Annotated in this window: 22 protein-coding genes; 14 read left to right on the forward strand and 8 right to left on the reverse strand. The window is 35.5% G+C overall.

Going from position 1 to position 20,763, the window contains the following annotated elements:
* Nucleotides 1–81: 81 nt before the first annotated feature.
* From E4N80_RS08255 to cbiT, 3 genes are read left to right on the forward strand one after another with little or no spacing between them, the layout of a single operon-like run.
* Nucleotides 82–690: a TlpA family protein disulfide reductase gene (locus E4N80_RS08255; RefSeq protein WP_253698774.1), complete on the forward strand. Its 609-nt coding sequence runs from the start codon at nt 82–84 to the stop codon at nt 688–690.
* Between the two features lie 3 nt (nt 691–693).
* On the forward strand, nt 694–1,293 hold the full coding sequence (cbiE, locus tag E4N80_RS08260) for a precorrin-6y C5,15-methyltransferase (decarboxylating) subunit CbiE (protein WP_253698776.1): 600 nt from the start codon (nt 694–696) through the stop codon (nt 1,291–1,293).
* Nucleotides 1,280–1,843 (forward strand): precorrin-6Y C5,15-methyltransferase (decarboxylating) subunit CbiT, encoded by a 564-nt coding sequence (cbiT, locus tag E4N80_RS08265; protein ID WP_253698777.1) that lies wholly within the window; start codon nt 1,280–1,282, stop codon nt 1,841–1,843. The genes cbiE and cbiT overlap by 14 nt, the downstream gene beginning before the upstream one ends.
* A 22-nt stretch (nt 1,844–1,865) precedes the next feature.
* On the opposite strand, the gene E4N80_RS08270 is transcribed toward cbiT, so the two are convergent.
* Together E4N80_RS08270 and E4N80_RS08275 are read right to left on the reverse strand one after the other, a co-directional pair.
* A complete protein-coding gene (locus E4N80_RS08270; RefSeq protein ID WP_253698779.1) occupies nt 1,866–2,183 on the reverse strand; it encodes a hypothetical protein in 318 nt (105 codons plus the stop codon).
* Nucleotides 2,183–3,055, reverse strand: coding sequence for a hypothetical protein (locus E4N80_RS08275; RefSeq protein ID WP_366797294.1), 873 nt, complete (start codon nt 3,053–3,055; stop codon nt 2,183–2,185). Before E4N80_RS08275 ends, E4N80_RS08270 begins: the two co-directional genes overlap by 1 nt.
* A 152-nt stretch (nt 3,056–3,207) precedes the next feature.
* On the opposite strand from E4N80_RS08275, the gene E4N80_RS08280 reads away from it, so the two are divergent.
* From E4N80_RS08280 to E4N80_RS08330, 11 genes are all read left to right on the forward strand, one after another.
* Complete coding sequence (locus E4N80_RS08280; protein WP_253698783.1) at nt 3,208–4,146, forward strand: ABC transporter ATP-binding protein; 939 nt, start codon at nt 3,208–3,210, stop codon at nt 4,144–4,146.
* A 14-nt stretch (nt 4,147–4,160) separates the two neighbouring features.
* Nucleotides 4,161–5,300, forward strand: coding sequence for an ABC transporter permease (locus E4N80_RS08285; RefSeq protein ID WP_253698785.1), 1,140 nt, complete (start codon nt 4,161–4,163; stop codon nt 5,298–5,300).
* A gap of 10 nt (nt 5,301–5,310) precedes the next feature.
* Entirely contained in the window at nt 5,311–6,474 is a 1,164-nt protein-coding gene (locus E4N80_RS08290; RefSeq protein ID WP_253698786.1) for an ABC transporter permease, read from the forward strand.
* An 85-nt stretch (nt 6,475–6,559) separates the two neighbouring features.
* On the forward strand, nt 6,560–7,708 hold the full coding sequence (locus E4N80_RS08295) for a sensor histidine kinase (RefSeq protein ID WP_253698787.1): 1,149 nt from the start codon (nt 6,560–6,562) through the stop codon (nt 7,706–7,708).
* Between the two features lie 61 nt (nt 7,709–7,769).
* The gene (gene cobU / locus E4N80_RS08300) at nt 7,770–8,321 is read left to right on the forward strand and encodes a bifunctional adenosylcobinamide kinase/adenosylcobinamide-phosphate guanylyltransferase (RefSeq protein WP_253698788.1); all 552 of its coding nucleotides are present in this window, start codon (nt 7,770–7,772) and stop codon (nt 8,319–8,321) included.
* The gene (gene cobS, locus E4N80_RS08305; protein ID WP_253698789.1) at nt 8,318–9,100 is read left to right on the forward strand and encodes an adenosylcobinamide-GDP ribazoletransferase; all 783 of its coding nucleotides are present in this window, start codon (nt 8,318–8,320) and stop codon (nt 9,098–9,100) included. The genes cobU and cobS overlap by 4 nt, the downstream gene beginning before the upstream one ends.
* A gap of 16 nt (nt 9,101–9,116) precedes the next feature.
* Nucleotides 9,117–9,707, forward strand: a complete 591-nt coding sequence (locus tag E4N80_RS08310) for a histidine phosphatase family protein (protein WP_253698791.1) — start codon at nt 9,117–9,119, stop codon at nt 9,705–9,707.
* 70 nt (nt 9,708–9,777) lie between these two features.
* Nucleotides 9,778–10,884 carry a D-alanine--D-alanine ligase family protein gene (locus tag E4N80_RS08315; protein ID WP_253698792.1) on the forward strand — a complete coding sequence of 369 codons (1,107 nt, stop codon included), beginning with the start codon at nt 9,778–9,780 and terminating at the stop codon, nt 10,882–10,884.
* Nucleotides 10,885–10,889: 5 nt separating this feature from the next.
* The gene (locus tag E4N80_RS08320; protein WP_253698794.1) at nt 10,890–11,522 is read left to right on the forward strand and encodes a hypothetical protein; all 633 of its coding nucleotides are present in this window, start codon (nt 10,890–10,892) and stop codon (nt 11,520–11,522) included.
* Nucleotides 11,519–13,141, forward strand: a complete 1,623-nt coding sequence (gene malQ / locus E4N80_RS08325) for a 4-alpha-glucanotransferase (protein WP_253698795.1) — start codon at nt 11,519–11,521, stop codon at nt 13,139–13,141. Before E4N80_RS08320 ends, malQ begins: the two co-directional genes overlap by 4 nt.
* A gap of 74 nt (nt 13,142–13,215) precedes the next feature.
* A complete protein-coding gene (locus E4N80_RS08330; RefSeq protein WP_002675859.1) occupies nt 13,216–13,818 on the forward strand; it encodes an ATP-dependent Clp protease proteolytic subunit in 603 nt (200 codons plus the stop codon).
* Here the strand turns inward: E4N80_RS08330 and cbiB are convergent.
* The 6 genes from cbiB to yidC form a co-directional block, all read right to left on the reverse strand.
* The gene (gene cbiB / locus E4N80_RS08335) at nt 13,787–14,851 is read right to left on the reverse strand and encodes an adenosylcobinamide-phosphate synthase CbiB (RefSeq protein WP_253698796.1); all 1,065 of its coding nucleotides are present in this window, start codon (nt 14,849–14,851) and stop codon (nt 13,787–13,789) included. The genes E4N80_RS08330 and cbiB overlap by 32 nt on opposite strands.
* A 93-nt stretch (nt 14,852–14,944) precedes the next feature.
* Nucleotides 14,945–15,970, reverse strand: coding sequence for an SH3 domain-containing protein (locus tag E4N80_RS08340; RefSeq protein WP_253698797.1), 1,026 nt, complete (start codon nt 15,968–15,970; stop codon nt 14,945–14,947).
* 22 nt (nt 15,971–15,992) lie between these two features.
* Nucleotides 15,993–17,078 carry a peptidylprolyl isomerase gene (locus tag E4N80_RS08345; RefSeq protein WP_253698798.1) on the reverse strand — a complete coding sequence of 362 codons (1,086 nt, stop codon included), beginning with the start codon at nt 17,076–17,078 and terminating at the stop codon, nt 15,993–15,995.
* Nucleotides 17,079–17,089: 11 nt separating this feature from the next.
* Nucleotides 17,090–17,947 (reverse strand): DUF6675 family protein, encoded by an 858-nt coding sequence (locus tag E4N80_RS08350; RefSeq protein WP_253698800.1) that lies wholly within the window; start codon nt 17,945–17,947, stop codon nt 17,090–17,092.
* Between the two features lie 58 nt (nt 17,948–18,005).
* Entirely contained in the window at nt 18,006–18,716 is a 711-nt protein-coding gene (jag, locus tag E4N80_RS08355) for an RNA-binding cell elongation regulator Jag/EloR (RefSeq protein WP_253698801.1), read from the reverse strand.
* Between the two features lie 246 nt (nt 18,717–18,962).
* Nucleotides 18,963–20,717, reverse strand: coding sequence for a membrane protein insertase YidC (gene yidC, locus E4N80_RS08360; protein ID WP_253698802.1), 1,755 nt, complete (start codon nt 20,715–20,717; stop codon nt 18,963–18,965).
* Nucleotides 20,718–20,763: the final 46 nt, after the last annotated feature.

Consider the following 20,763-nt stretch of genomic DNA (forward strand, 5'->3'; position numbering starts at 1 on the left):
CAAAACCCTTGATTATTCTGTAAGTAGTAAGTATATTGACTAGGAAATTTTAGAATTATTTTAAACTATAGGAGTTTACAAATGAAGAAGTTACATTTTTATGTACTAACCGCAATCTTTGCGGGTATTTTATTTGCTTCATGCACAAAAACCGAAACACAGGGTAATGCAGAAGCAGAAAAACCTTTAACTGCAAAAGAAGTTGCAGCAGCACCAGAATCAAAAATTTTAAGCGCTAGTGAAAATCGTCTTACATTTTCAACAAAGGATCTTGACGGAAATATGGTTACCAGCGAAATTTTTGAAAACTACGATGCTACATTGGTAAATATTTGGGGAACATTTTGCGGCCCTTGCAAAACCGAATTACCTCATTTGGAAGCCGCTTATAAAGCTTATGCCGATAAAAAAGTAAACGTTATTGGCCTTACAGCCGACCTTCCTGAAGGCGATGCCGAAACTCTGGCATTAGCCAAAGAAATATGGAAAGATGCGGGATGCACCTTTAAAGCACTTGTAACGGTTGACAGCTTTCTGCCCATATACGAACAGGTTGCAGGTTTTCCTACAAGCTTTATGGTAGACAAAAAGGGTCAACTTATCCCCGGAACCATTCACCTTGGAGGTTTAGATAAGGCAGGTTTTGAAAAACTTTTTGATAAAGCCCTAAAAGCCGTAGCCTCAAAGTAAATTATGCCTTTAACGGTCGCCGGGGCAGGGCCCGGAAATATAGAACTTTTAACCCAAGAGGCTATATGTGCAATCAAAGATGCGGATATGGTTGCAGGCTTTGAGCGTATAGCTTCCGATGTCAAACCGATAAGGAATGACGTAAAAACTCTAAAGGGAATCTCCGAAATTCTTGATCTCCCTATAGAGACAAAAAAAGTTTTAGTCCTTGCTTCAGGCGACCCCTGTTTTTTTGGAATTACGGAATTCATCAAAAATAAAAATATAAAAATAAAAAAAGTAATAACCGGCATATCTTCAATGCAGTATTTTATGAGTAAACTTCAAAAACAGTGGCAAGCCCTGCCCTTCTTTTCCTTTCACGGAAGAGAAACAGACTTTACGGAAATGCACAGTAAGGATAGCTTTTTTATTCTTACCGATAAAACAAACAATCCCGACACAATTTCGGCAAGATTAAAAGAAGAAGGTTTTAAAGGAAGACTCTTTGTAGGCTATAACCTTTCATATCCCGATGAATCGATTGAAGAATATACCATAGGCGATAAAATTATAGTAAAATCTTTTTTAAATACGGTATTGGTTCAAAATGAAAAATATTAAAGATTCCGAATTTATCAGAGGCGAAGTGCCGATGACCAAGTTCAACATACGAAGCCTGTCTATCGCTTATCTTCAAATAGAAAAAGGAGATAAGTTTTTAGATATCGGCGGAGGCACGGGTTCCGTTTCGATTGAGGCAGCCTTACAGGGAGCAGAAGTTTCAACAGTTGAATTTGATAAAACGGCTTATGCACTCATAAAAGAAAACGCAAAAAAAATCGGAGTTAAAATAAATCTGATTTTAGGGAAAGCCCCCGAAGCTCTTTTATCGGCCGAATATAAAGACTTACAATTCGATAAGTGTTTTATAGGCGGAAGCGGCGGTGAGTTAAAAAATATTTTTAACTATCTGGAAGGCCATTTAAAAAAAGGCGGAATAATTTGTGCTAATTTTATTCTTATAAAAAATTTAAACGAATTTTTAGAACTCCTCCCAAAATACGGATACACCGAGATTGAGGCCGATCTTGTTCAAACCGCCTCAATGGGAAGGGCAGGCCTTTTTAAGGGAGAAAATCCTGTCTATATTGTAAGGGCTTGCAAAAGCTAAACTTTCAAAAACAAAATCGGAATTAAAAAATCCTTTCCCGCAAAAAAACACAAAAACTCGCAATAAAAAGAGCTATTGGTGCACTTTCAAAAATGAGAGAAAGAAGAGGAAGCCGCCCGATAGTAAAAAATTTGGTATTTACAAAACCGAAATATGTAAGCGTATCGGTTAAAATCGAAATATACATCAAAAACATGCCAAGCACAAAAAGAATCATCGAGGGTCTCTTGGTTTTGCTCCATACTATAATTCCAAAAAAAACGGCAATCGCTCCTAAAAACAATTTCGTAAATAATAAAATAGGATAACCTTCCGATAAAAATTTAACTAAATCATTCATTATTTAATCCTTACATTTTGTGTTTGAGCCTTAAGAAAATTCTCAAGCTCGGTGTACACTCTTATTTTCGGCAATATCGACGGAATAGTAAAATAAGGAGACAAAAGAATATGGAAATCTAAGGCAGCCTTAAAAAAGTCCTCATATTTTTCCTCATCCAATTTTGGGAAAAGATAGGGACCTTCCATATTCCAAAAATGGGAGCATAGTTCCGCTGCCCTTCTATAAGATTTTATGTTTTTTCCAAGCTGCTGCTTTTTCTTTTGTCCTCGGGCCGAATTTATCAATTCTTCATCCGAAAGCCTATCCTCATGTTCCCGCAGTTTAATGATTCTTATCAAGTCAAAAAAAGCCCTAGCTAAAACTTCTTTTTCAGCAGCAGAAACTTCAGAAGACAAAATAGGAAGAGCCTCTTTAGAAACCGCAATTTTTATTGAACTGCAAAACGGAGGATTTACAAAAAAAACTTTTTTTTTCTTTAAATTTTCAGATGAGGGCAAAAAAGGCTTCCAAACATTTTCCATAATGCAAGAGTCAAGACAGGTTTTATTATCTTCCGTTTCTAAAAACGAAGAAACCTTGCTCCATTCCGAAAGAAGATAAAAATGAGGATGTTCCGGAAAAAGGGAATTCAAGGCTTTTTTAAGCCGGTGATCTCCGGAAGAAGGAAGGAAGGCATTTAAGCCCCTATCTATACTTTGCTTAAAAACCAATGGAGCTTGATTTTCTTTTCTACCCAAAATTGACATTCCCCCGTCAAGGTACATATCCAAAAGTCTTACATTTTTTTCGGTATAAAGATAAAAACCCCGTGCCCTTTTTACATTCCCGTATCGGCTTCTTATTTCATCATAAAAATTCATCATGTTCATTTTCGCAGAAAAAAGCCCTTTATACAAGAGCCTATGCCAGAAAAAAATCATTACTATTTTCCCTATAAAAAATGACTTTCGGCACTTTTATTTTAAGCAAAATCGATTAAAATTGAGGCATATCAATCAAAAAACTCTTTTGGAGGTGTTTTATGAAAATATTGGAAGTTAAGGATGTATCAAAAAAATACGGAAAAAAACAGGTCCTTTCCGGTGTTTCTTTTGATATTGAAGAAGGCGATATCTTCGGTTTAATCGGACCTAACGGAGCCGGAAAATCCACCCTGATAAATATAATAACCGGAATATTGGATCCGTTAAACGGAGAGGTACTTATAGGCGGACACAGTATCAAAAAAAAGCCTATAGAAGCAAAGAAACTCATAGGCCTCGTCCCTCAAGAACTAGCCCTATCGGAGGATATATCGGCAATCGACAACCTCAATTTTTTTGCAAGCCTATACGGCCTTTCAGGAAAAAAATTAAAAGAAGCTGTAAACGAGGCCTTGGAAGTGGCCGGCTTAACCGAAAAGAAAAAAGAAAAGGTGAAAAAATTTTCAGGCGGTATGAAAAGAAGACTCAACCTTGCTGCAGCCATTATGCACAAGCCCCGTCTTTTAATTTTAGATGAGCCCACGGTAGGTATTGACCCTCAGTCAAGGAACAATATCTTTGAATATCTGCGCAAGGTAAATTCACAAGATAAAACTACAATTCTTTATACCTCCCACTACATGGAAGAGGTCGAAGAACTTTGTAAAAATATCTTTGTAATCGATGAAGGGAGAGAGATTGCCTACGGCACGCTTAATTCCGTAAAGGAAAAGACCAACGGAACCGTAACCATCGAAATAAAGGCCGACAACATAAATGAAGATATAATAGAAAAAATTAGCCTTTTGGACGGAGCCTTAAATGTAGAAAAAGAAGCAGGCACCTTGAATATCCTTTATGAGCGAGATAAGGTCAACCTTGATGGGCTTATTAAAATTTTGCAAACATCAGGGGCCGTAATAAAGGCCATACAAATAAATGAGCTGAATTTAGGCGAGGTGTTTTTACAGCTCACAGGGAAAAAATTGCGTGAGTAGGGAGAATGATATAGATGAAAGCATTTTTAAAAATTACGCTTATAGCGGTAAAAGATAACTTTATTACCTTTATTTTACTCTACCTCTGTCTTCCGATTTTCTTTGTAGGCTATAACGGTTTTTTACGAAAATCGGATTTTAAAGCTGAAACAAATGAACAGGCTATTTCAGTTTTTTTAGATGATGAAGATAAGACTTTTTTATCGGAACAGCTGGCCGATACTTTAAATTCAAATATCTTAAAAGATTTTATACAAATTGAAGATGAAACAAATGCCAAATATAAAATCAAAATTCCCAAAGGCTATCAAACCGCAGTTGAGGAAAACAAAGAATTTGATATTTTTATTATCGGTAAAGAAAAGTCTTCTGCATCAATTAGTTTTTTATCGAATATAATTAAAAACATAAGCAGTTCCATTAACGGGAATTATAAAATGACTAAGGCGATTACAGCTTCCAATCAATCTACGGAGCTTATGAATCAGTATCTTAATATTCAAAAAGAAGCGGCTAAACCTATAGGCAAAATTCTTATGCACCCGGCTCTTCACAGTATGTCAAGTTATGAAGTCTATGCAATATCCATAAGTATCATTTTATTCTTTATGTTTGTTATGGAAATCCTTACTCCCTCATATAAGAAAAAGACAGCCGGTCTTACCCTGCGCATTAACTCAATACCTAAAAGCTCGACCTATATCTTTAATGCTCAAATAATAAGTATAGCCTTAAAAGTATTTATTGCTATCACAATTTATCTTTTAATCTTTAGATTATTAAGAATTTCTTTTATGGGTAACCCAATTCTTCTTCTTATATATGCTGCAAGTTTTTCCCTTGTAACCGGAACCCTTGCTTGTTCACTGGTAAGCATTAATAAACAAGAAATTGTATATGCAATAACCATGATCATATTTTTTGTTTTCGGTGTTTTGGGATCTGTCCTTTTTTCAATTCCAAATGAAAACAGAATTACGAAACTATTTTTTAAATATAACATTTCCCAAATTATAACAAATCCTCTTAAGAACATTGTTGTGGAAAATTCTTTTGAAGGAATGATAGGCAGTTTGCTTATAATGCTCGCCTTTGGTGCAGTATTTTATATTCTGGGTTTACTAATGGTAAATTTTAGAAAGACAGAAATTTAAGGAGTATGATATGAAGGAATTCGTATGTTTATTTTTAGCACAGCTAAAAAGAATATTAAAAAATATAACAAATGCAAGTATGTTGATTATTTTCCCTTTTGCAATGATAATTCTTATTTTTGTAATAAGATTTGTTCTTGATCCGAAAGATACTGATGATTTGGAAACTAAAAAGACCGATTATACCGTTCAAATGGGTGAGGTAGGGTATTTTGTCGATGATACGGGAGATCTATGGAAAAACTTTTTTGCCGGTTCCGAGTCTACAGTCCGTCCTGAAAATAGAGAAGAAGAATTAGCAAAGGTTAAGGAAAAACTTGCAACCGGAAAAATACCCGGCCTTATAATTATACCTAAAGATTTTTCCGAAAAAATTTCAAAAAATAAAAAGCCTAAACTTGAAATTTTCAAAACGGAAGAAAGCATTATTCTTGACAATAGGCTCCAAGCACTCAATTTAAGTATCAATGCTTGTCTTTTAAATAATTTTATTAAAAATTCGAGCCTAGTCGAAAATGAAGAAAATCTTTTAAACAACAATATAAATATTGTATTTAAAACACCGGATAATAAAAACATTATAAGTCTAGGTTTAAAAATAATGACCTTGCTTGTATTGTATATAATTATTTTCGGCTCTACAGCGATTGTAACCGACTTAATAAAATTTAGAGAAACAAAGATGTTGGCACGCGCAATAATAAGCCCAAACTCAGAATTTAAAATCGTGGGAAGCTTTTTATTAGCCTTTGTATTTATTCAAGTGGTAGTAAATATGATAGTCTTTATTTCTGCGACAATAATATTTAAATTAAAAATTACGGGACTTCCATTGATATTCTTAGCCGTGGTTTCAACAAGTTTTTTTGCTCTATCCATAGCTATTTTAATAGCAAGAATTTTTAAAAAAGAATCTCAACTGGCTCTTGCTTCGAATATAACAAGCCTTCTTACAATAGTTTTATTTTTCCTTGCTATTATTTCTGTAATGCCCTTTGTTTCAATTCCGCCTGTGTTTAAAAATATTTCCATGTTTTCGCCTCTATATTGGCTGATGGAAATGCTGGATAAAGAAAAACTTTTTCCAAACATATTGATAGTTTGGGCGATGACTGCCGCTATTTTTACAGCCGGAAGCTGGAAAATAAAAGAATTTAACAACGAGATAAATTAAAATCAATTTAAAGGAGGCGGCTTCTGCCTCCTTTTTTTAAGTAGCAAGCTTGTAAAAACTTAATTATTATAATATAATCGGCTTTATGAAAAATAAGTTCTTTATTTTTATTCATTATTTTTTAATAGCATCAAGCCTCATTCAAATAAGTGTAACCGGAGATAGGATTACAGGAATTCAGTTTTTATTATATCTTTGTTTTATTATATTATTTAATCTTAGGCTCTTTTATATAAATAATAAAACTCTTTTTTTTATTCTTTGTTTAGCCGATTGGGCTCTTTGTTTTTTTCTACATATTACAGGCCTAGTAATTCCTTTCTTTCTATTTTTAATTCCATTGATAGACGGTTTTTATTATAATTCAAAGCCGTATACCTATATATTGGGAATAATAGGACTTGCAGTCTGTATATTTTCACTAAGAAATTTTGATATGGGAATAATCATAAACTATACGGCTCTTTTTATTTTAAGCGGAGGGGTTTTAGAATATTTTAAACTAAATCAAAATAAAATTATTTTTTCCCAAAATAAAATAGAAGAATTAAGCATTCAAAGAGAAGAGCTTTTAAATTCCATTCATGATTTGGAAATCTACAATGAGTCGATAGAAGATCTTATGACCTTAAAAGAAAGAAACCGCATCTCCAGAGAAATACATGACAGCGTAGGACACGGACTTTCTACAATGATTATTCAGCTAAATGCACTCTATGCCGCTGCAAAGAACAACAACAATGATTTACCTCAAAAAATTTTAGATTTAAATGCCTTTGCTAAAAAGAACTTAGAAGAAGTCAGGTTTGCTCTGAGAGAATTAAAACCGGTAGATTATAATAAATATGAAATAATAATCCTAGTCCACAATCTTATAGGGGAATTTAAAAAAATGACAAATATCAATGTACAGTTTACTTTTTCAAAAGATATTTGGAGTTTAAACGAAAAACAAAGTCATGCAGTATATAAGGCGGCTCAGGAATTTCTATCCAATTCTGCAAAGTACAGCAATGCTTCAAAAATTACGATTCACTTTTCCTATACCGAAACCTCTCTCATAGTTACTATGAAGGACAATGGGATCGGCTGTACCGACATCAAAAAAGGGATAGGCTTAAAAGCTATCGAAGAAAGAGTAAAAGAAACGGACGGAACGGTTTATTATGAAAGTCTTCCTGCCGTAAAAGGCTTTTTTATGCGTTTGGCATTTTTTAAAAATAAGGCTCTTTAAAACCCCTTACGCAGTTTCTTTACCCTCTTACCATTTTCCTTTTTTTTGATATAATTATCTTATGATAACACTTATAACCGGCGGATCGAGGAGCGGAAAATCGGCCTATGCCGAAAAACTTTTAGACGGAATAAATGATGTTGTCTATATAGCAACCGCCGAAATCTATGATGATGAAATGCAGGAAAGAGTAAAAAAGCATATTAAAAGACGCAACCCAAAGTGGCGTACCTATGAGGGCTTTTTAAACTTAGAAAAAGCCGTCAACGGAGAAAAACACTATTTGCTTGACTGCATAACAAATTTAATTTCTCAAATTCTTTTTCAAATAACAGGAGAAAAAGAAAAGCCCTGCGAAGAAGATATTCAAAAGACAATAGAAACTTCATTAACTCAAATTAAGAATCTTATTTTAGAAATAAAAAAAATAAACGGCTCTTTAATTCTTGTAACCAACGAGGTTGGGTCTTCTATTGTACCGATGCATCCCGTGTCAAGAGCTTTTTCGGATATTCAAGGAATAGTAAATGCAAAAATCGCCGAGCTTGCAGATGAGGTTGTTCTCTGCGTTTGCGGTCTACCTATAAAAATAAAAGACGGAGCATCAATATGAAAGGTTTTATTTTAGCCTTGCAGTTTTTTACCCGCATCCCCATCAACATAAACATAGACTTTAACGAAAAAAATATTAAAAGAGCTTTTTATTTTTTACCTCTTATAGGAGGGCTGATTGCGGGAATTGTTCTTCTTCCAATATATTTTCTCCCGCAAAAATATATTGCAATGTCGGGATTTATAAGTTTGCTCCTCTATTTATTTTTAACAGGCAGCATTCACCTTGACGGAGTCGGAGACACTATAGACGGTTTTTTTTCTGCAAGAAAAAAAGAAAAAATATTGGAAATTATGCAGGATCCGAGAATAGGAACATACGGAACAATAGGGCTTAATGTATTTTTGCTTCTTAGGTACATAAACTATTCTAGCATAATGCCTGATGCAGGACTGCTCATATTAGCCGGAATAATTTCGAGGCTTTCAGGTTTGACAGTTGTAGTTTTTTCAAAACCTGCAAAGGATACGGGACTTGGCCTGATCTTCCATAAGTCGGCATCAAAGTTTAGTTTTTTCTTTTGGCTGATCCTCGTATGTTTCCTTTCTCTTTTTACGCCTGAGATAGCAGCTTTTTCAAAAATACAAGGAACTTTTATTTTAGCAGAACGATTAAAATATTTACTCCTTCCTTTAACCGCATTTATTCTAACATTTATCATAATAAGAATTTCATATAAAAAAATAGGCGGCACCACAGGAGATGTAAACGGCCTCATTGTCGAATTAACGGAACTGGCAGTTTTAAGCACAAGTTTTTTTATAAACGTCCATTTATAAAATCCAAGGATAGAATATGAAAATAGTTTTGATAAGACACGGAATCACTGTAACAAACAAAAAAAGAATTTTTAGTTTTGACGACAGTCCCTTGGCGGAAGAAGCCTATCCCATGCTTGACGGTTTAAAGCCCAAACTAAAGGATTTTTCTTCTTTTAAAGTTTATTCAAGCCCATTCAAAAGAGCCTTACAAACAGCCGAGTACTTAGGTCTTAAAAACATTCAAACAGATAAGAGACTCCAAGAATATAACTTCGGTATTTTTAAGGGCTTGACCTTTGAAGAAGCTCAAACAAAATATCCTATTGAAGCAAAAAAGTGGATCGAAAACAATGACAGCTCAGCCCCGCCTGAAGGCGAAACCTCCTTTGAACATTTTAAGAGAACTTCCGACTTTTTAGAAGAAGCAGCCTTAAAAGATGAAAACATAATCATCGTAACTCACTACGGCACAATAACAATGGCTCTCGCATGGGCCTTGGATAATTTTTCTTTAAGAAATAAATTTGCCCCTAAAAATTCTACAATCAGCATCTTAGAAGTTTTTTTATCGGATAATAAAAATGAAATTACTCATAAAAGCATTGAAGTTTTTAATTGCTTTTAACAACCACATCTGATTGAAAATTTTATAAAATAATGGTAGAATGAATTTAAGTTAGTTTATAGAGGTAAGTATGAATATAGCAATCATTTACGGCGGAAAGTCAAGCGAGCATGAGGTTTCCCTAAAGTCGGCATCATCGATTATAAGGACAATAGATAAAAAATACAAACTTCACCTAATCGGTATTTCTAAAAGCGGAGCATGGTATTTACATGGAGATGAAGAAAGAGAGCGAATTATAAAAAACGAAAAGGCCGTTTTAAAAATAAAAAAAGATGAGGCTAAGCGAGTAACAGTCATTCCCGGAGGCGGCACAAAAAAAGGTTTAAAAGCAGGAGACGACTTTTTACCGACTGATGCGGTCTTTGCCGTTTTACACGGAAGATTCGGAGAAGACGGCACAATTCAAGGTCTTTTTGAAATGGCAGACCTTCCCTATGTAGGGGGCGATGTAATGTCCACAAGCATCTCGATGGATAAGGAAAAAACCAAGATGATTTGGGATTATTCGGGCCTTCCCATTGTACCCTATATAGCAATCAAAAAACAGGACTGGGATGATCCTGAAAAGAAAAAAACACTCTTAGCAAGGGCCGAAAAGGATTTGGAATATCCCCTCTTTATAAAACCGTGCAGGGCTGGAAGCTCTGTAGGCGCCGGAATGGTAAAAAACAGAAACGAACTTTTGGAGCAGGCAGAAGAATCTTTTTTATGGGATAATAAAATTTTAGTCGAAGCATGTATTGAAGCCAGAGAGGTAGAATGTTCGGTTACCGGAAACACAAAAACGGTAGCCTACATTCCGGGAGAAATAATTCCCACCCATAAATTTTATGACTATGAAGCAAAATACACCGATCCGAATGGAGCCGAATTAAAGATTCCGGCCGATTTAAATGAAACTCAAAGAAAGACAATCAGAGAAACCGCTATCAAGGCCTACGAGGCATTGGATCTTTCAGGCCTTTCCCGCGTGGATTTTTTTATCGACAAAAGAACCGGCAAGATATACTTAAACGAAGTAAACACGATTCCGGGATTTACCTCGATTTCGATGTTCCCTAAAATGTGCGGAGCTTCAGGTCTTCCATATAACGAGCTTATAATGCACTTAATAGAACTTGCAATAGATAGATTTAAGGCAGACAGAAAGCTCAAAACCTGCCGTCAATCTTAACCAGCATGATGATAAAAAAGAAAAAAGAAATATTTTTTTTAAACATAATCTTTATTTTTCTATTCATTCTATTTATTTTTATGCCGGTAATTTTACCTAAAACTTATTTTACAGCTATTGGCTTCAATATATGTTTTTATATAATCTTTCAGGCAATAAGTTTTGCCTCATATTCTTTTTATTATAAAGAGGATGAGGCAAATATAAAAAGCCTTATAGCCGGTGTAAAAGAAAATTTTATAGAAGCTTTAATTATATCTGCAATAAAATTATCATTTTTATCGGCACTTATTTTTTTATTAAGATATTTTTTAAAGCTAAAAACTATTACGGGATATTTTCTTTCAGTATTCATTCTCTTTATTTTTTTTATTTTTGAGCTTTCTATTTTTTGGTATCCGGCCATAATCACTTTTCAAAAGAAAAATGAAGGAATAATCGGCAACTTAAAAAAATCCTTTTATCTTTTTTTTGAAAATTCTTTTTTTACATATAAGATAGTATTTTTAAGTGCCTTAAAATTATTTATTTCATTCCCTGCCCTATTTATATTTCCGGGAATTACGGGAATTATATTTTACATAGCCGAAAATTATAAACTGATAAATTATAAGCTGCTAAAGGAGGAAAACCCATGAAAAGAAGTTCAGGTATTATTTTACATCCTACCTCATTGCCAAATGATGAAGGCATAGGGACAATCGGTAAAGAGGCTTTTACCTTTATCGATTGGTTAAAAAAAACAAGAACGGGAGTTTGGCAGATGCTTCCGATTGGCCCCACAGGTTATGGAGACTCACCCTACGCTTCTTTTTCGGCCTTTGCAGGAAACCCTTATCTTATAAATCTTCAAGATCTTTGTGAAAAAGGCTTTTTAGAAAAAAAAGATTTTGACGAATACAAAAAAATCGTACAAGAAAACACTGATCCTGAAAGAGCGGATTTCGGTTTAATCCATTACCATAAAACAAAAATATTAAAAAAAGCGGCAGCATTTTTATTGCACAAAACGGAAATAGACTCATCTTTAAAAAAAGAACTTGAAAATTTCTATCAAGAAGAAGATTTTTGGCTGGACGGGTATGCAGCCTTTATGACAATTAAAGAAGACTATGAAGAAAGAGCAAATAAAGAAAATTTAGTGCAAGGAATCTGGAATGAAGTTTGGCCCAAGGAACTTGCCTTAAATAAAGAAAACGCAGTAAAAGCTTTTTTAAGCAAACACTCAGAAGAATATAAAGCTCAAAAGGTTATACAGTTTTTCTTTTTTTCGCAATGGAAAAAATTAAAAGAATACACTGAAAAAAACGGCATACAACTTATAGGAGATATTCCGATATTTGCGGCAATGGATTCAGCCGATGTTTGGCAAAACCAAAGCTTATTTTTACTGGACGAAGAAGCTAAGCCTAAAGCCGTCGCCGGTGTGCCTCCCGATTTTTTTAGTCCTACGGGGCAGCTTTGGGGCAACCCTCTTTATGACTGGGCTAAGATGAAAAAAGACGGCTGCCTCTGGTGGAAGGCACGCATAAGACATACCCTAAAACTATTTGACATAATACGCCTCGACCATTTTAGAGGCTTTGAAGCCTTTTGGTCTATCCCCCAAGGTGCACAAACGGCTCAAGAAGGAAAATGGGTGAAAGGGCCTGACCACCATTTTTTTGAAGAAATACAAAAGGATCTGATTTCATTGGATGAAAAATACAGGGGCGAGCTTCCTATACTAACTGAAGACTTGGGAGTTATAACCCCTGAAGTTGCCCGCTTACGAGATGATTTTAATTTTCCAACGATGAAGATATTGCAATTTGCCTTTGACTTAAACGAATTAAAATCGGAAAGTATGACTAATCCTTACCTGCCTCATAACCACAAAAAAAACTGTGCCGTATATACCGGCTCACACGATAACGACACAATCATGGGATGGCTTGAAAATTCTTCCGATGAGATGCTAAAATTTATTTACACCTATCTTTACGGAAAAAAAGAAAATGAAAGGATTTGTTCCATTTTAAACACTTATAAATTTAAAAAAGAATTAGCCTCCGAAATAATCCGAAAAGCTTTTTCTTCCGTGGCGGATTTTGCAGCCGTGCAGATGCAGGATCTTTTATTTTTAAATTCGGAAGCAAGAATGAATGCACCTTCAACAGTCGGAAGAAACTGGCAATGGAGGACAACCGGCTCTTACGAAAACTGCGAGATGACCGAAAAATTACAACTTTGGAATGTCTTGTACAATAGGGTTTAAAAATTACCCTCTATACAATAGTTTAATTTTTTTGTATATTAGTCTTTGTGAACGAAAAAATTTTAGGAGCTTACATGAACTTTATAAATGAAACTAACGAAGAGAAAAAAAATAAAACAAATGATGACGATGCTTTGATGCAAAAATTTCTTAATACACGCCAAATTATTTTGGCCGGAGAAATCAACAAGGAGCTTTCCGAAAAAATAGTACGCCAGCTTTTACTCATGGAATCCTTGTCGGCAACAAAGCCTATTTATATTTATATAGATTCCCCTGGGGGCGATGCCGATGCAGGTTTTGCAATCTTCGATATGATAAGATTTATCAAGGCACCCGTCTACACAATAGGCATGGGCCTCGTTGCCAGTGCAGCATCCATCATTCTTCTTGCCGCAAGCAAGGAACGCCGTTTCGGTATGCCTAACAGCCACTACCTTATCCATCAGCCATTGTCCGGCATAAAGGGAGTTGCAACCGAAATAGAAATACACGCCAAAGAGCTTGAAAAGATGAGAGTAAAAATAAATAAGCTCATTGCGGAAGAAACAGGCACGGATGAAAAAAAGGTTGCAAAGGATACGGACAGGGATTGCTGGCTCAATGCAGAAGAATCCGTAGAATACGGTCTTATTTCAAAAATAGCTAAAAACCGAAAAGATATTCCCGAAAAATAAAAAAAGCATAAAGCCCAAACATAAAAATCTCGGATGCATACATCAGCTGTATGCATCTTTTTATATCTTCATCTTCAATTTCAAAAATATCATCCCCTATAAAGGGTTTTTCGACAAGCACTCCGCCGTAATAGTTCGGGCCTCCCAGCTTTAAACCTAAAAGACCGGCAGCAGCGCTTTCAGGATGAGCGGAATTGGGGCTTGAATGTTTTCTGCAATCCCGCCGCCAAATCTTAAAACCTCTTTTTATTGCCGCTAGTTTCAGAATTATTTTGTTTGAAATTCTTTTTTGCAAACCTCTTTGTGCCGGTCTTATAAGTTTACAAAAAAAAGAACCTGCAAGAATGAGCAAGGCAGAAAGGCGAGCCGGAACATAGTTTACAATATCATCAATCTTTGCCGGAAAAAATCCCAAGTCGGCATATTTTTCATTTTTATAGCCGAGCATAGAATCCATGGTATTTACAGCCTTATAAGCTATACCGCCTGCAGGGCCTAAAAGCATCATAAAAAACAGTGGTGCTATAACCCCGTCGCTTGTATTTTCGGCTATGGTTTCAACACAGGCACGGCTCACTCCCTTTTTATCTAAAGATTCGGTATCCCTGCCTACAATATTTGCAACCTGCTTTCTTCCCTCTTCAATACTTATCTGTAAGGCCTTAAAAACTTTTATAGATTCTTTTTGAAGACAGCGGGCTGCAAGGCAGGTATAGCTGATCCATACTGAAAAAACAAAGTATAAAACCTTATAAGGATATAATAATTTTAAAAAGAAAAAAACAAGACAAAAGCTGAAAATAATATTGAAAACAACAATTAAAAAACCGGCAAACTTTAAACCTCGCGGAGAACTAAAACAAAACCTAGCAAGGACTTCTTCTTTTTTTATAAGGCTACCGATAAATTTTACGGGATGAGGAAAAGAATAAGGGTCCCCTAAAATAAAATCAAGAATGATTGCAGCCAATAAAATAAAAAAATTAATGTGCAAAAAAACAAAATCGGAAAGACTTAAAAAATTAAAATTCATTTTGACGATAGATATTAGTCTAATATAGAACTAATCTAAAACAAAACCGTCCGGCCTTTTAAAGCCAAGACGGTTTTTGCTAAACAAAAAAACTTATTTTTCTTCAAGATATGAAGCTTGAACCCAACCTTTCTTTTGTTTGTTTTGTACATAATACCATTCGGTTTGAGAACCATCGCCATCAACAATTACAACTTTTTTTGAAGCATGAAGAATGGTATCGGCTTTTACGGATGCCAATACTCTTAGCTCTCCGTCTAAAAACGGAATACTCAAAAGTTCTATATCTTTTTTTGCCGTAAATTTCTTTTCTACTTTTTCGGCTTCAAGTTTCTTTAAAAAAGCAGCCTCAGCATCCATCACATGAGCAAGATTTTGTAAAATTGCTATATCATCACTATATCTCGAATTCATTTCAATAGCGTTTTGAAACAGTTCGGCTCTGCTTGTTTCACTTTGAGTTTCCATTGCAATTTGAGCAAGAACCATTGCTGCTACATTTTCTTTTTGAAATTCTACAGTATCTCTTTTGGCATACTTTTCTTTTATAATCCACGAAGTTACCAGTTCAGGGCAATAAGCTGCAATCTTTACAAATTTCTGATTAGAGCTGTTTAAACTGTCTTTATAAACGGCAACAATAAAATACTGAGGTATGATTTCATCCGTAACTGCCGTTAAAGAATCCGATTTGTATAAAACTGTGTCTGCTGCAGAAATAAATCCTGCAACCGTGTTAGGCTCATAACAATAGTCTTGAATCCAATATTCCTTATCTTTTAAAGAAATATGGAAGAATTTCCGCTTTTGACCGTCAGTTCTCTGTGCTTCTTTTTCTTCGCCAAGGTACATAGCGACGTCTCCCAATGAAGCTTCTGCCGCCCATTTCATTTTACCATCATCAGTTTCGGTATAGAGTCCTGCACGATGTACATAAATAACTCCGTCTGCATTTACTTCTCCCATTGATTCTTTAGGAGTATCTTTCTCCATTGAATCCATAGCCTCAGGCATTGCAGGTTCAGATTTTGAAGTTACGTCTTCCTTTGTACAAGAAGCAAAGGCGAATAACGAAACACACAATAGTAAAACAAATTTTCTAACAAAATTTACTTTCATAAACAACTCCTTATTTTTTATGTTATTTTATATTTAACAATTCAAGTTCAAAAACCAGATAAGCATTCGGAGGAATGACACCGCCTGCACCTGTTTCGCCGTAAGCAAGATGAGGAGGAATAATGATAATTCGTTTTTCACCCAAAGTCATTTTTGCCGATTGAGAGTCAAAACCCGGAATAACCCGGCCTACACCCACAGGGAATTCTAAAGGCTTGTGCATATCGGAGTCATCAAAGACCTTTCCGTTTTCCAAAAGGGAGCCTTTGTATTTCATAGTTAAGGTTTGACCTTGTTTAGGAGTGTCTCCCTTTCCTTGTTTTATAACAAAGAAATATACACCGTCATCATCAAGTTTTGCAGGAGAATATTTCGTTTTAATCAAGCCTTCCATTTTTTTTGCAACAGCCTCTGCTCTGCGCTTTTCACTTTCTTTTGAATCTGAAAGGTATTTATAAAAGGCCTCTTGATCGGTTTTAAAAGCCTTTGCTTCATCTCCGGTTCTGATAATTTTAATACTATTCATTTTATCGCTCTGCTGAATTGCATCTACAACATTTTGACCTTCAACAACCCGCCCGAAAACCGTGTGCTTACCGTCAAGCCAAGGAGTTTCAACATGGGTAATAAAAAATTGAGAACCGTTAGTACCGGGACCTGCATTAGCCATCGACAAAACACCGGGACCGTCATGCTTTAAATTCTCTACAATCTCATCGGGAAATTTATAACCGGGTCCGCCCGAACCTGTGCCGGTAGGATCTCCGCCCTGAATCATAAAATCAGCTATTACCCTGTGAAAGGTGAGTCCGTCATAAAAAGGTTTTCCCTTTGCGGCATCAAGAGTTCCTTCAGCTAATCCTACAAAATTACATACCGTTAAGGGCGTATCTTTGTAAAAAAGCTTTAGAACAATCAATCCTCTATCCGTATCTATAGCAGCATAGAGTCCATTTTCTTTTAACGCTTCTATTTTTGTTAAATCGACTTTGCTCATTTTTTTATCTCCTTTTTCCAAGCCGGAATTTGTTATTATAATAGCAGCAGCCGTTCCTGCAACTAAAATCATAAACGCAATAGCAATAACCATGATCCATAATTTTTTCATTTTATCTTTCCTTAATTATCAGAATTGTTCTTTTTTTTGGCACTATATTCGATACCTTGCTCGGCACATTTATATTCATCCTTAAACCAATTATACACAGCCGTCAAACGTGAAGAAAAAGCTCTTTTTATCCTGCCGCCTATAAACGGTATTGTAGGAAATTTTGCACTACTTAAACAATGGATTAAAATATAATCATCAAGATCATATATAGCCAAAGATAAAGTCATCGCATCAGGCGGAAGAGAAATAAGGCTCATATCAGGATGTGTAATCTTCTGTGTATTTACACATATCATACCAATACCATTATCTTCTTTTAAATATCGGTATTTATAAATAAAATCTCCGAAGGTTGGATCGATTTGGCGGGCAAAAATTTCCAAGCCGTCAAATTCCTCATTTAAAGGGTCGTCTATAGGCTCATAAACAACACCGCCCGGCCTTTTTACTTCTTTTACTGCATGGGATGTTAAATAAAGAGTCCTCATTTCCTGATAAGAGTTTGAAAAGTATTCAATACCTTCAAGACCGGAAATATGACGCAATATTTTAGACACGTCAGGATTATTGGGACCTTCTTTTTTGTACAAAGATATGAACTCACCTAAAAAAGCAGGCTTTTTTTTCGACAATAAAGACAACATTTTTTCTGAAAATGCGGAAACAGGCAGCATTTCGGGTTTCATGTTCGAAGCCCCGTATTTTAACTTAATTATTTCTTTTTTTTGAACAAGCTCGGCAGCTATCTTTGGATCAAGAATATCCGAGAGTCTCTGTTCAATATTGCGTGTATCTACGCCTTTATCTGAAAAAAGCGGAAACAGGCAGACTGCAAAAAATATGAATAGCGTTTTAATTTTTTTCATAAAAATCTCCTAAAATTCATTGTTGCTCTCTGTGAGAGATTGAGTCCGCCTGCTATACTTATATACCTTTATAAAACACACGAACCTGCTTATATAAACCATTTCCCTCACTTTTGGTTTCAATATCGCTTACGTCATTTAAGGTTGTGTGTATAATTCGGCGTTCATAAGGATTAAGAGGCTCTAAAAGCTGAGATTTCTTTGTCATTCTGACCTTATCGGCAACATCATAAGCCATTCGGATAAGCAGCTCCTCTCTTCTCATTCTATAGCTTTCACAATCTACCGATACTCTGGCATAGGCATGACCTATGGCACCGGCATATACATTTGCCAAAAGCTGTATAGAGTCAAGATTTTTACCCTTCTTACCTATAAGCATGGCAGCATCTTTAGAGTTGATTCTATAAGAAAAATGTTTTTTATCGCAAGCGATTAATGCAACAGCACAGTCATAACCTATTTTTTCAACGAGGGTTTGAATAAAGAGCCTTGTTTTTTCCGCTCCATCCGAAATATCTTCAGAGGTTCTTAAATCCTTATCTTCTTCAAGATTTTGATCTTCTTCAGACTGTTCGGAATTATTTCTCATGTTAGACCTTAAAGACTCATCAACATGTACCCGTATCTTTGCATGACCTTTTTTAAACAAAGAATTTTTTTGAATTTCTAAAATTTCAACATCAAACTGATCTTTTTCAAGACCGAGCTTAGCTACCGCAATATCAATAGCCTCCCGCTCCGTCTTTCCTTCAAATTCATATATCATATCTATTCTCCCATAAAAACTTTTTGCAGCAAATATCAGAGCCTTTCGGCTCTGTTTTGTAAGGAAATTTTTCATCGTATCCGCTAAAGCGGATAGCAAATCAACTTCCGAAAAAAGTTTTTTCACGCGGTTTGTAAACAAACCGCATACAATCAAATGATGTTTGCCTGAAAGGCAAACTCGAAGATAAACAGTGAGGCAGAATTCCTGCCGAGCTGTTTATCTCATCTCCTAGTATTAAAATAATTATCCTTCATTCTTCATGGACTTATTGATTATAAGCTGCTGTAAAAGCATCAAAATATTGGAAAAGGTCCAGAACAATAATAGCCCCGAAGGTGCATTATAAAAAAGAAAGAAGAAGAACAAAGGCATAAAATAAATCATCATCTTCATAGAAGGATTTTGCTGAGACTGCCCCGGAGTTTGTGTCAGCTTACCGTGCAAAAGCTGAGATGCCGTATAAATGATGGGAAGCAATCTTAAATCCGTCCAATTTAAAAACGGAATAGTAAAACCGAATTTTAAAATACTGTCACCCACCGAGAGGTCAGGAATCCAGCCGGGAATAAAACTAGCCCCTCGGAATTCAAAATAATTATTGAATAGTCCGAACATCGCAAACAAGAATGGAAGCTGAATAAGAAGAGGCAGACAGCCGGATGCAGGATTATAACCTGCTTCTTTATAGAATTTAACCATCTCAGCATTGAGCTTTTGAGGATTATTTTTGTACTTTTGCTGCAGCTCATTAATCTGAGGCTGAAGCTCCTGCATACGCTTTGTAGCTTTCGAGCTCTTTTGGGTCAGCGGGAAAAAGATGATACGCATTAAAAGAGTAAGTAATAGAAGGGCTACACCCCAGTTAGGAATAATTTTGTAAAAAATTTCCATAACGAATTTTAAGACTCTTTCCAAGGGAGCTAAAAAGCCACTTGAGGCAGCAAGGCTGTCTATTCTTAAATTTTCATAACCGTAATTATTGGCTGCAACGGAATTATAAGAGTTTAATATCTTTTCGGAACTAGGACCTATGTAAACTCTGTATTGGTCATAGGCTGCATTTCCCACAATCGGCTGCCGTGAAATAAAAAACTGGGAATTGTGCAACTTTGCACCTTCTTGTTTTATACCTGAAAAAAACATTTTTTGGATTGGATCTTTGGGTATAATGATAAAGGAAAAATACTTACCTGAAACGCTTACCCATGAAGCTAAATCGTTTACAGCTTTTGTTTTTCCGTCTGTAATACCTCGGTCTTCTTTTTTCTTTTCATTTGCAAAATAAGAAAGGGCTCTGTATTCGTATTTATCGTTTACCTTATCCCATTCAGGGCCGATCTGAGGAGCACTTCGTAAAGTATAAGCGCTGTCCCCGAAAGAAAGCCCCTTCATTCCGTCTTTTCCGTCAATAGTAACCTCAAGGGTAAACATATAATCGCCGGGAATAAATGTATAGCGTTTTGCAAGAGTAAAAACGGTTTCCGAACCGTCCGTATTTTTTAGCTTTATGTCCCGATAAAAGCCTATCTGCTTTCGCCCGTCGGAAAGACTTTCTTCTTTTACATTAAAAAGTAAATCGACAGCCTGAGCTTCAGAGCCGCCGAAGGCCAAAGAAAGAGCTCTGTTCGTTTCGGTAACATTCTCTATCATTTCAACACGCTCATCACTTCCTGCTGAAGCATGTTCCTTTAATTTATAAGAAATAATATCTCCACCCTTGTTTGTAAAAACAGCACGGATAATATCGGTCTCAATAACGTAGGTTTGTTCTCTTGATGGAAAGTCCGAATCTGTAACAGCCTCAATCATCAAATTTGAAATTTGATTTGAAGAAGTTTGAACGGCATTTTCAGATGGAGCCGGATTTTGCCCCTGAACCTTAGCAACAGGTTTTTGGGGAACATTATATTCGGTAGGGAAGTATTTTTGCTGAATATACAGCCACCCTCCGAAAACAAGCATTGACAGCACAACGGCCAAAACAGTATTTTTTTTCAATTGTAACTCCAATAAAAACTTTTTGCAGCAAATATCAATTTGCGAA

The organism is Treponema denticola (genome assembly GCF_024181605.1).
Taxonomy (GTDB): Bacteria; Spirochaetota; Spirochaetia; order Treponematales; family Treponemataceae; genus Treponema_B; species Treponema_B denticola_B.

Excerpts from the sequence above, each read along its gene's own strand:
- E4N80_RS08280 (WP_253698783.1), top strand. The coding sequence starts at position 3,208 with ATGAAAATATTGGAAGTTAAGGATGTATCAAAAAAATACGGAAAAAAA.
- cbiB (WP_253698796.1), bottom strand. The coding sequence starts at position 14,851 with ATGAATTTTAATTTTTTAAGTCTTTCCGATTTTGTTTTTTTGCACATT.
- cbiE (WP_253698776.1), top strand. The coding sequence starts at position 694 with ATGCCTTTAACGGTCGCCGGGGCAGGGCCCGGAAATATAGAACTTTTA.
- E4N80_RS08255 (WP_253698774.1), top strand. The coding sequence starts at position 82 with ATGAAGAAGTTACATTTTTATGTACTAACCGCAATCTTTGCGGGTATT.
- E4N80_RS08275 (WP_366797294.1), bottom strand. The coding sequence starts at position 3,055 with ATGAACATGATGAATTTTTATGATGAAATAAGAAGCCGATACGGGAAT.
- E4N80_RS08270 (WP_253698779.1), bottom strand. The coding sequence starts at position 2,183 with ATGAATGATTTAGTTAAATTTTTATCGGAAGGTTATCCTATTTTATTA.
- E4N80_RS08310 (WP_253698791.1), top strand. The coding sequence starts at position 9,117 with ATGAAAATAGTTTTGATAAGACACGGAATCACTGTAACAAACAAAAAA.
- E4N80_RS08330 (WP_002675859.1), top strand. The coding sequence starts at position 13,216 with ATGAACTTTATAAATGAAACTAACGAAGAGAAAAAAAATAAAACAAAT.
- cobU (WP_253698788.1), top strand. The coding sequence starts at position 7,770 with ATGATAACACTTATAACCGGCGGATCGAGGAGCGGAAAATCGGCCTAT.
- jag (WP_253698801.1), bottom strand. The coding sequence starts at position 18,716 with ATGATATATGAATTTGAAGGAAAGACGGAGCGGGAGGCTATTGATATT.
- cbiT (WP_253698777.1), top strand. The coding sequence starts at position 1,280 with ATGAAAAATATTAAAGATTCCGAATTTATCAGAGGCGAAGTGCCGATG.
- E4N80_RS08345 (WP_253698798.1), bottom strand. The coding sequence starts at position 17,078 with ATGAAAAAATTATGGATCATGGTTATTGCTATTGCGTTTATGATTTTA.
- E4N80_RS08320 (WP_253698794.1), top strand. The coding sequence starts at position 10,890 with ATGATGATAAAAAAGAAAAAAGAAATATTTTTTTTAAACATAATCTTT.
- E4N80_RS08350 (WP_253698800.1), bottom strand. The coding sequence starts at position 17,947 with ATGAAAAAAATTAAAACGCTATTCATATTTTTTGCAGTCTGCCTGTTT.
- E4N80_RS08340 (WP_253698797.1), bottom strand. The coding sequence starts at position 15,970 with ATGAAAGTAAATTTTGTTAGAAAATTTGTTTTACTATTGTGTGTTTCG.
- malQ (WP_253698795.1), top strand. The coding sequence starts at position 11,519 with ATGAAAAGAAGTTCAGGTATTATTTTACATCCTACCTCATTGCCAAAT.
- E4N80_RS08315 (WP_253698792.1), top strand. The coding sequence starts at position 9,778 with ATGAATATAGCAATCATTTACGGCGGAAAGTCAAGCGAGCATGAGGTT.
- E4N80_RS08285 (WP_253698785.1), top strand. The coding sequence starts at position 4,161 with ATGAAAGCATTTTTAAAAATTACGCTTATAGCGGTAAAAGATAACTTT.
- E4N80_RS08295 (WP_253698787.1), top strand. The coding sequence starts at position 6,560 with ATGAAAAATAAGTTCTTTATTTTTATTCATTATTTTTTAATAGCATCA.
- cobS (WP_253698789.1), top strand. The coding sequence starts at position 8,318 with ATGAAAGGTTTTATTTTAGCCTTGCAGTTTTTTACCCGCATCCCCATC.
- E4N80_RS08290 (WP_253698786.1), top strand. The coding sequence starts at position 5,311 with ATGAAGGAATTCGTATGTTTATTTTTAGCACAGCTAAAAAGAATATTA.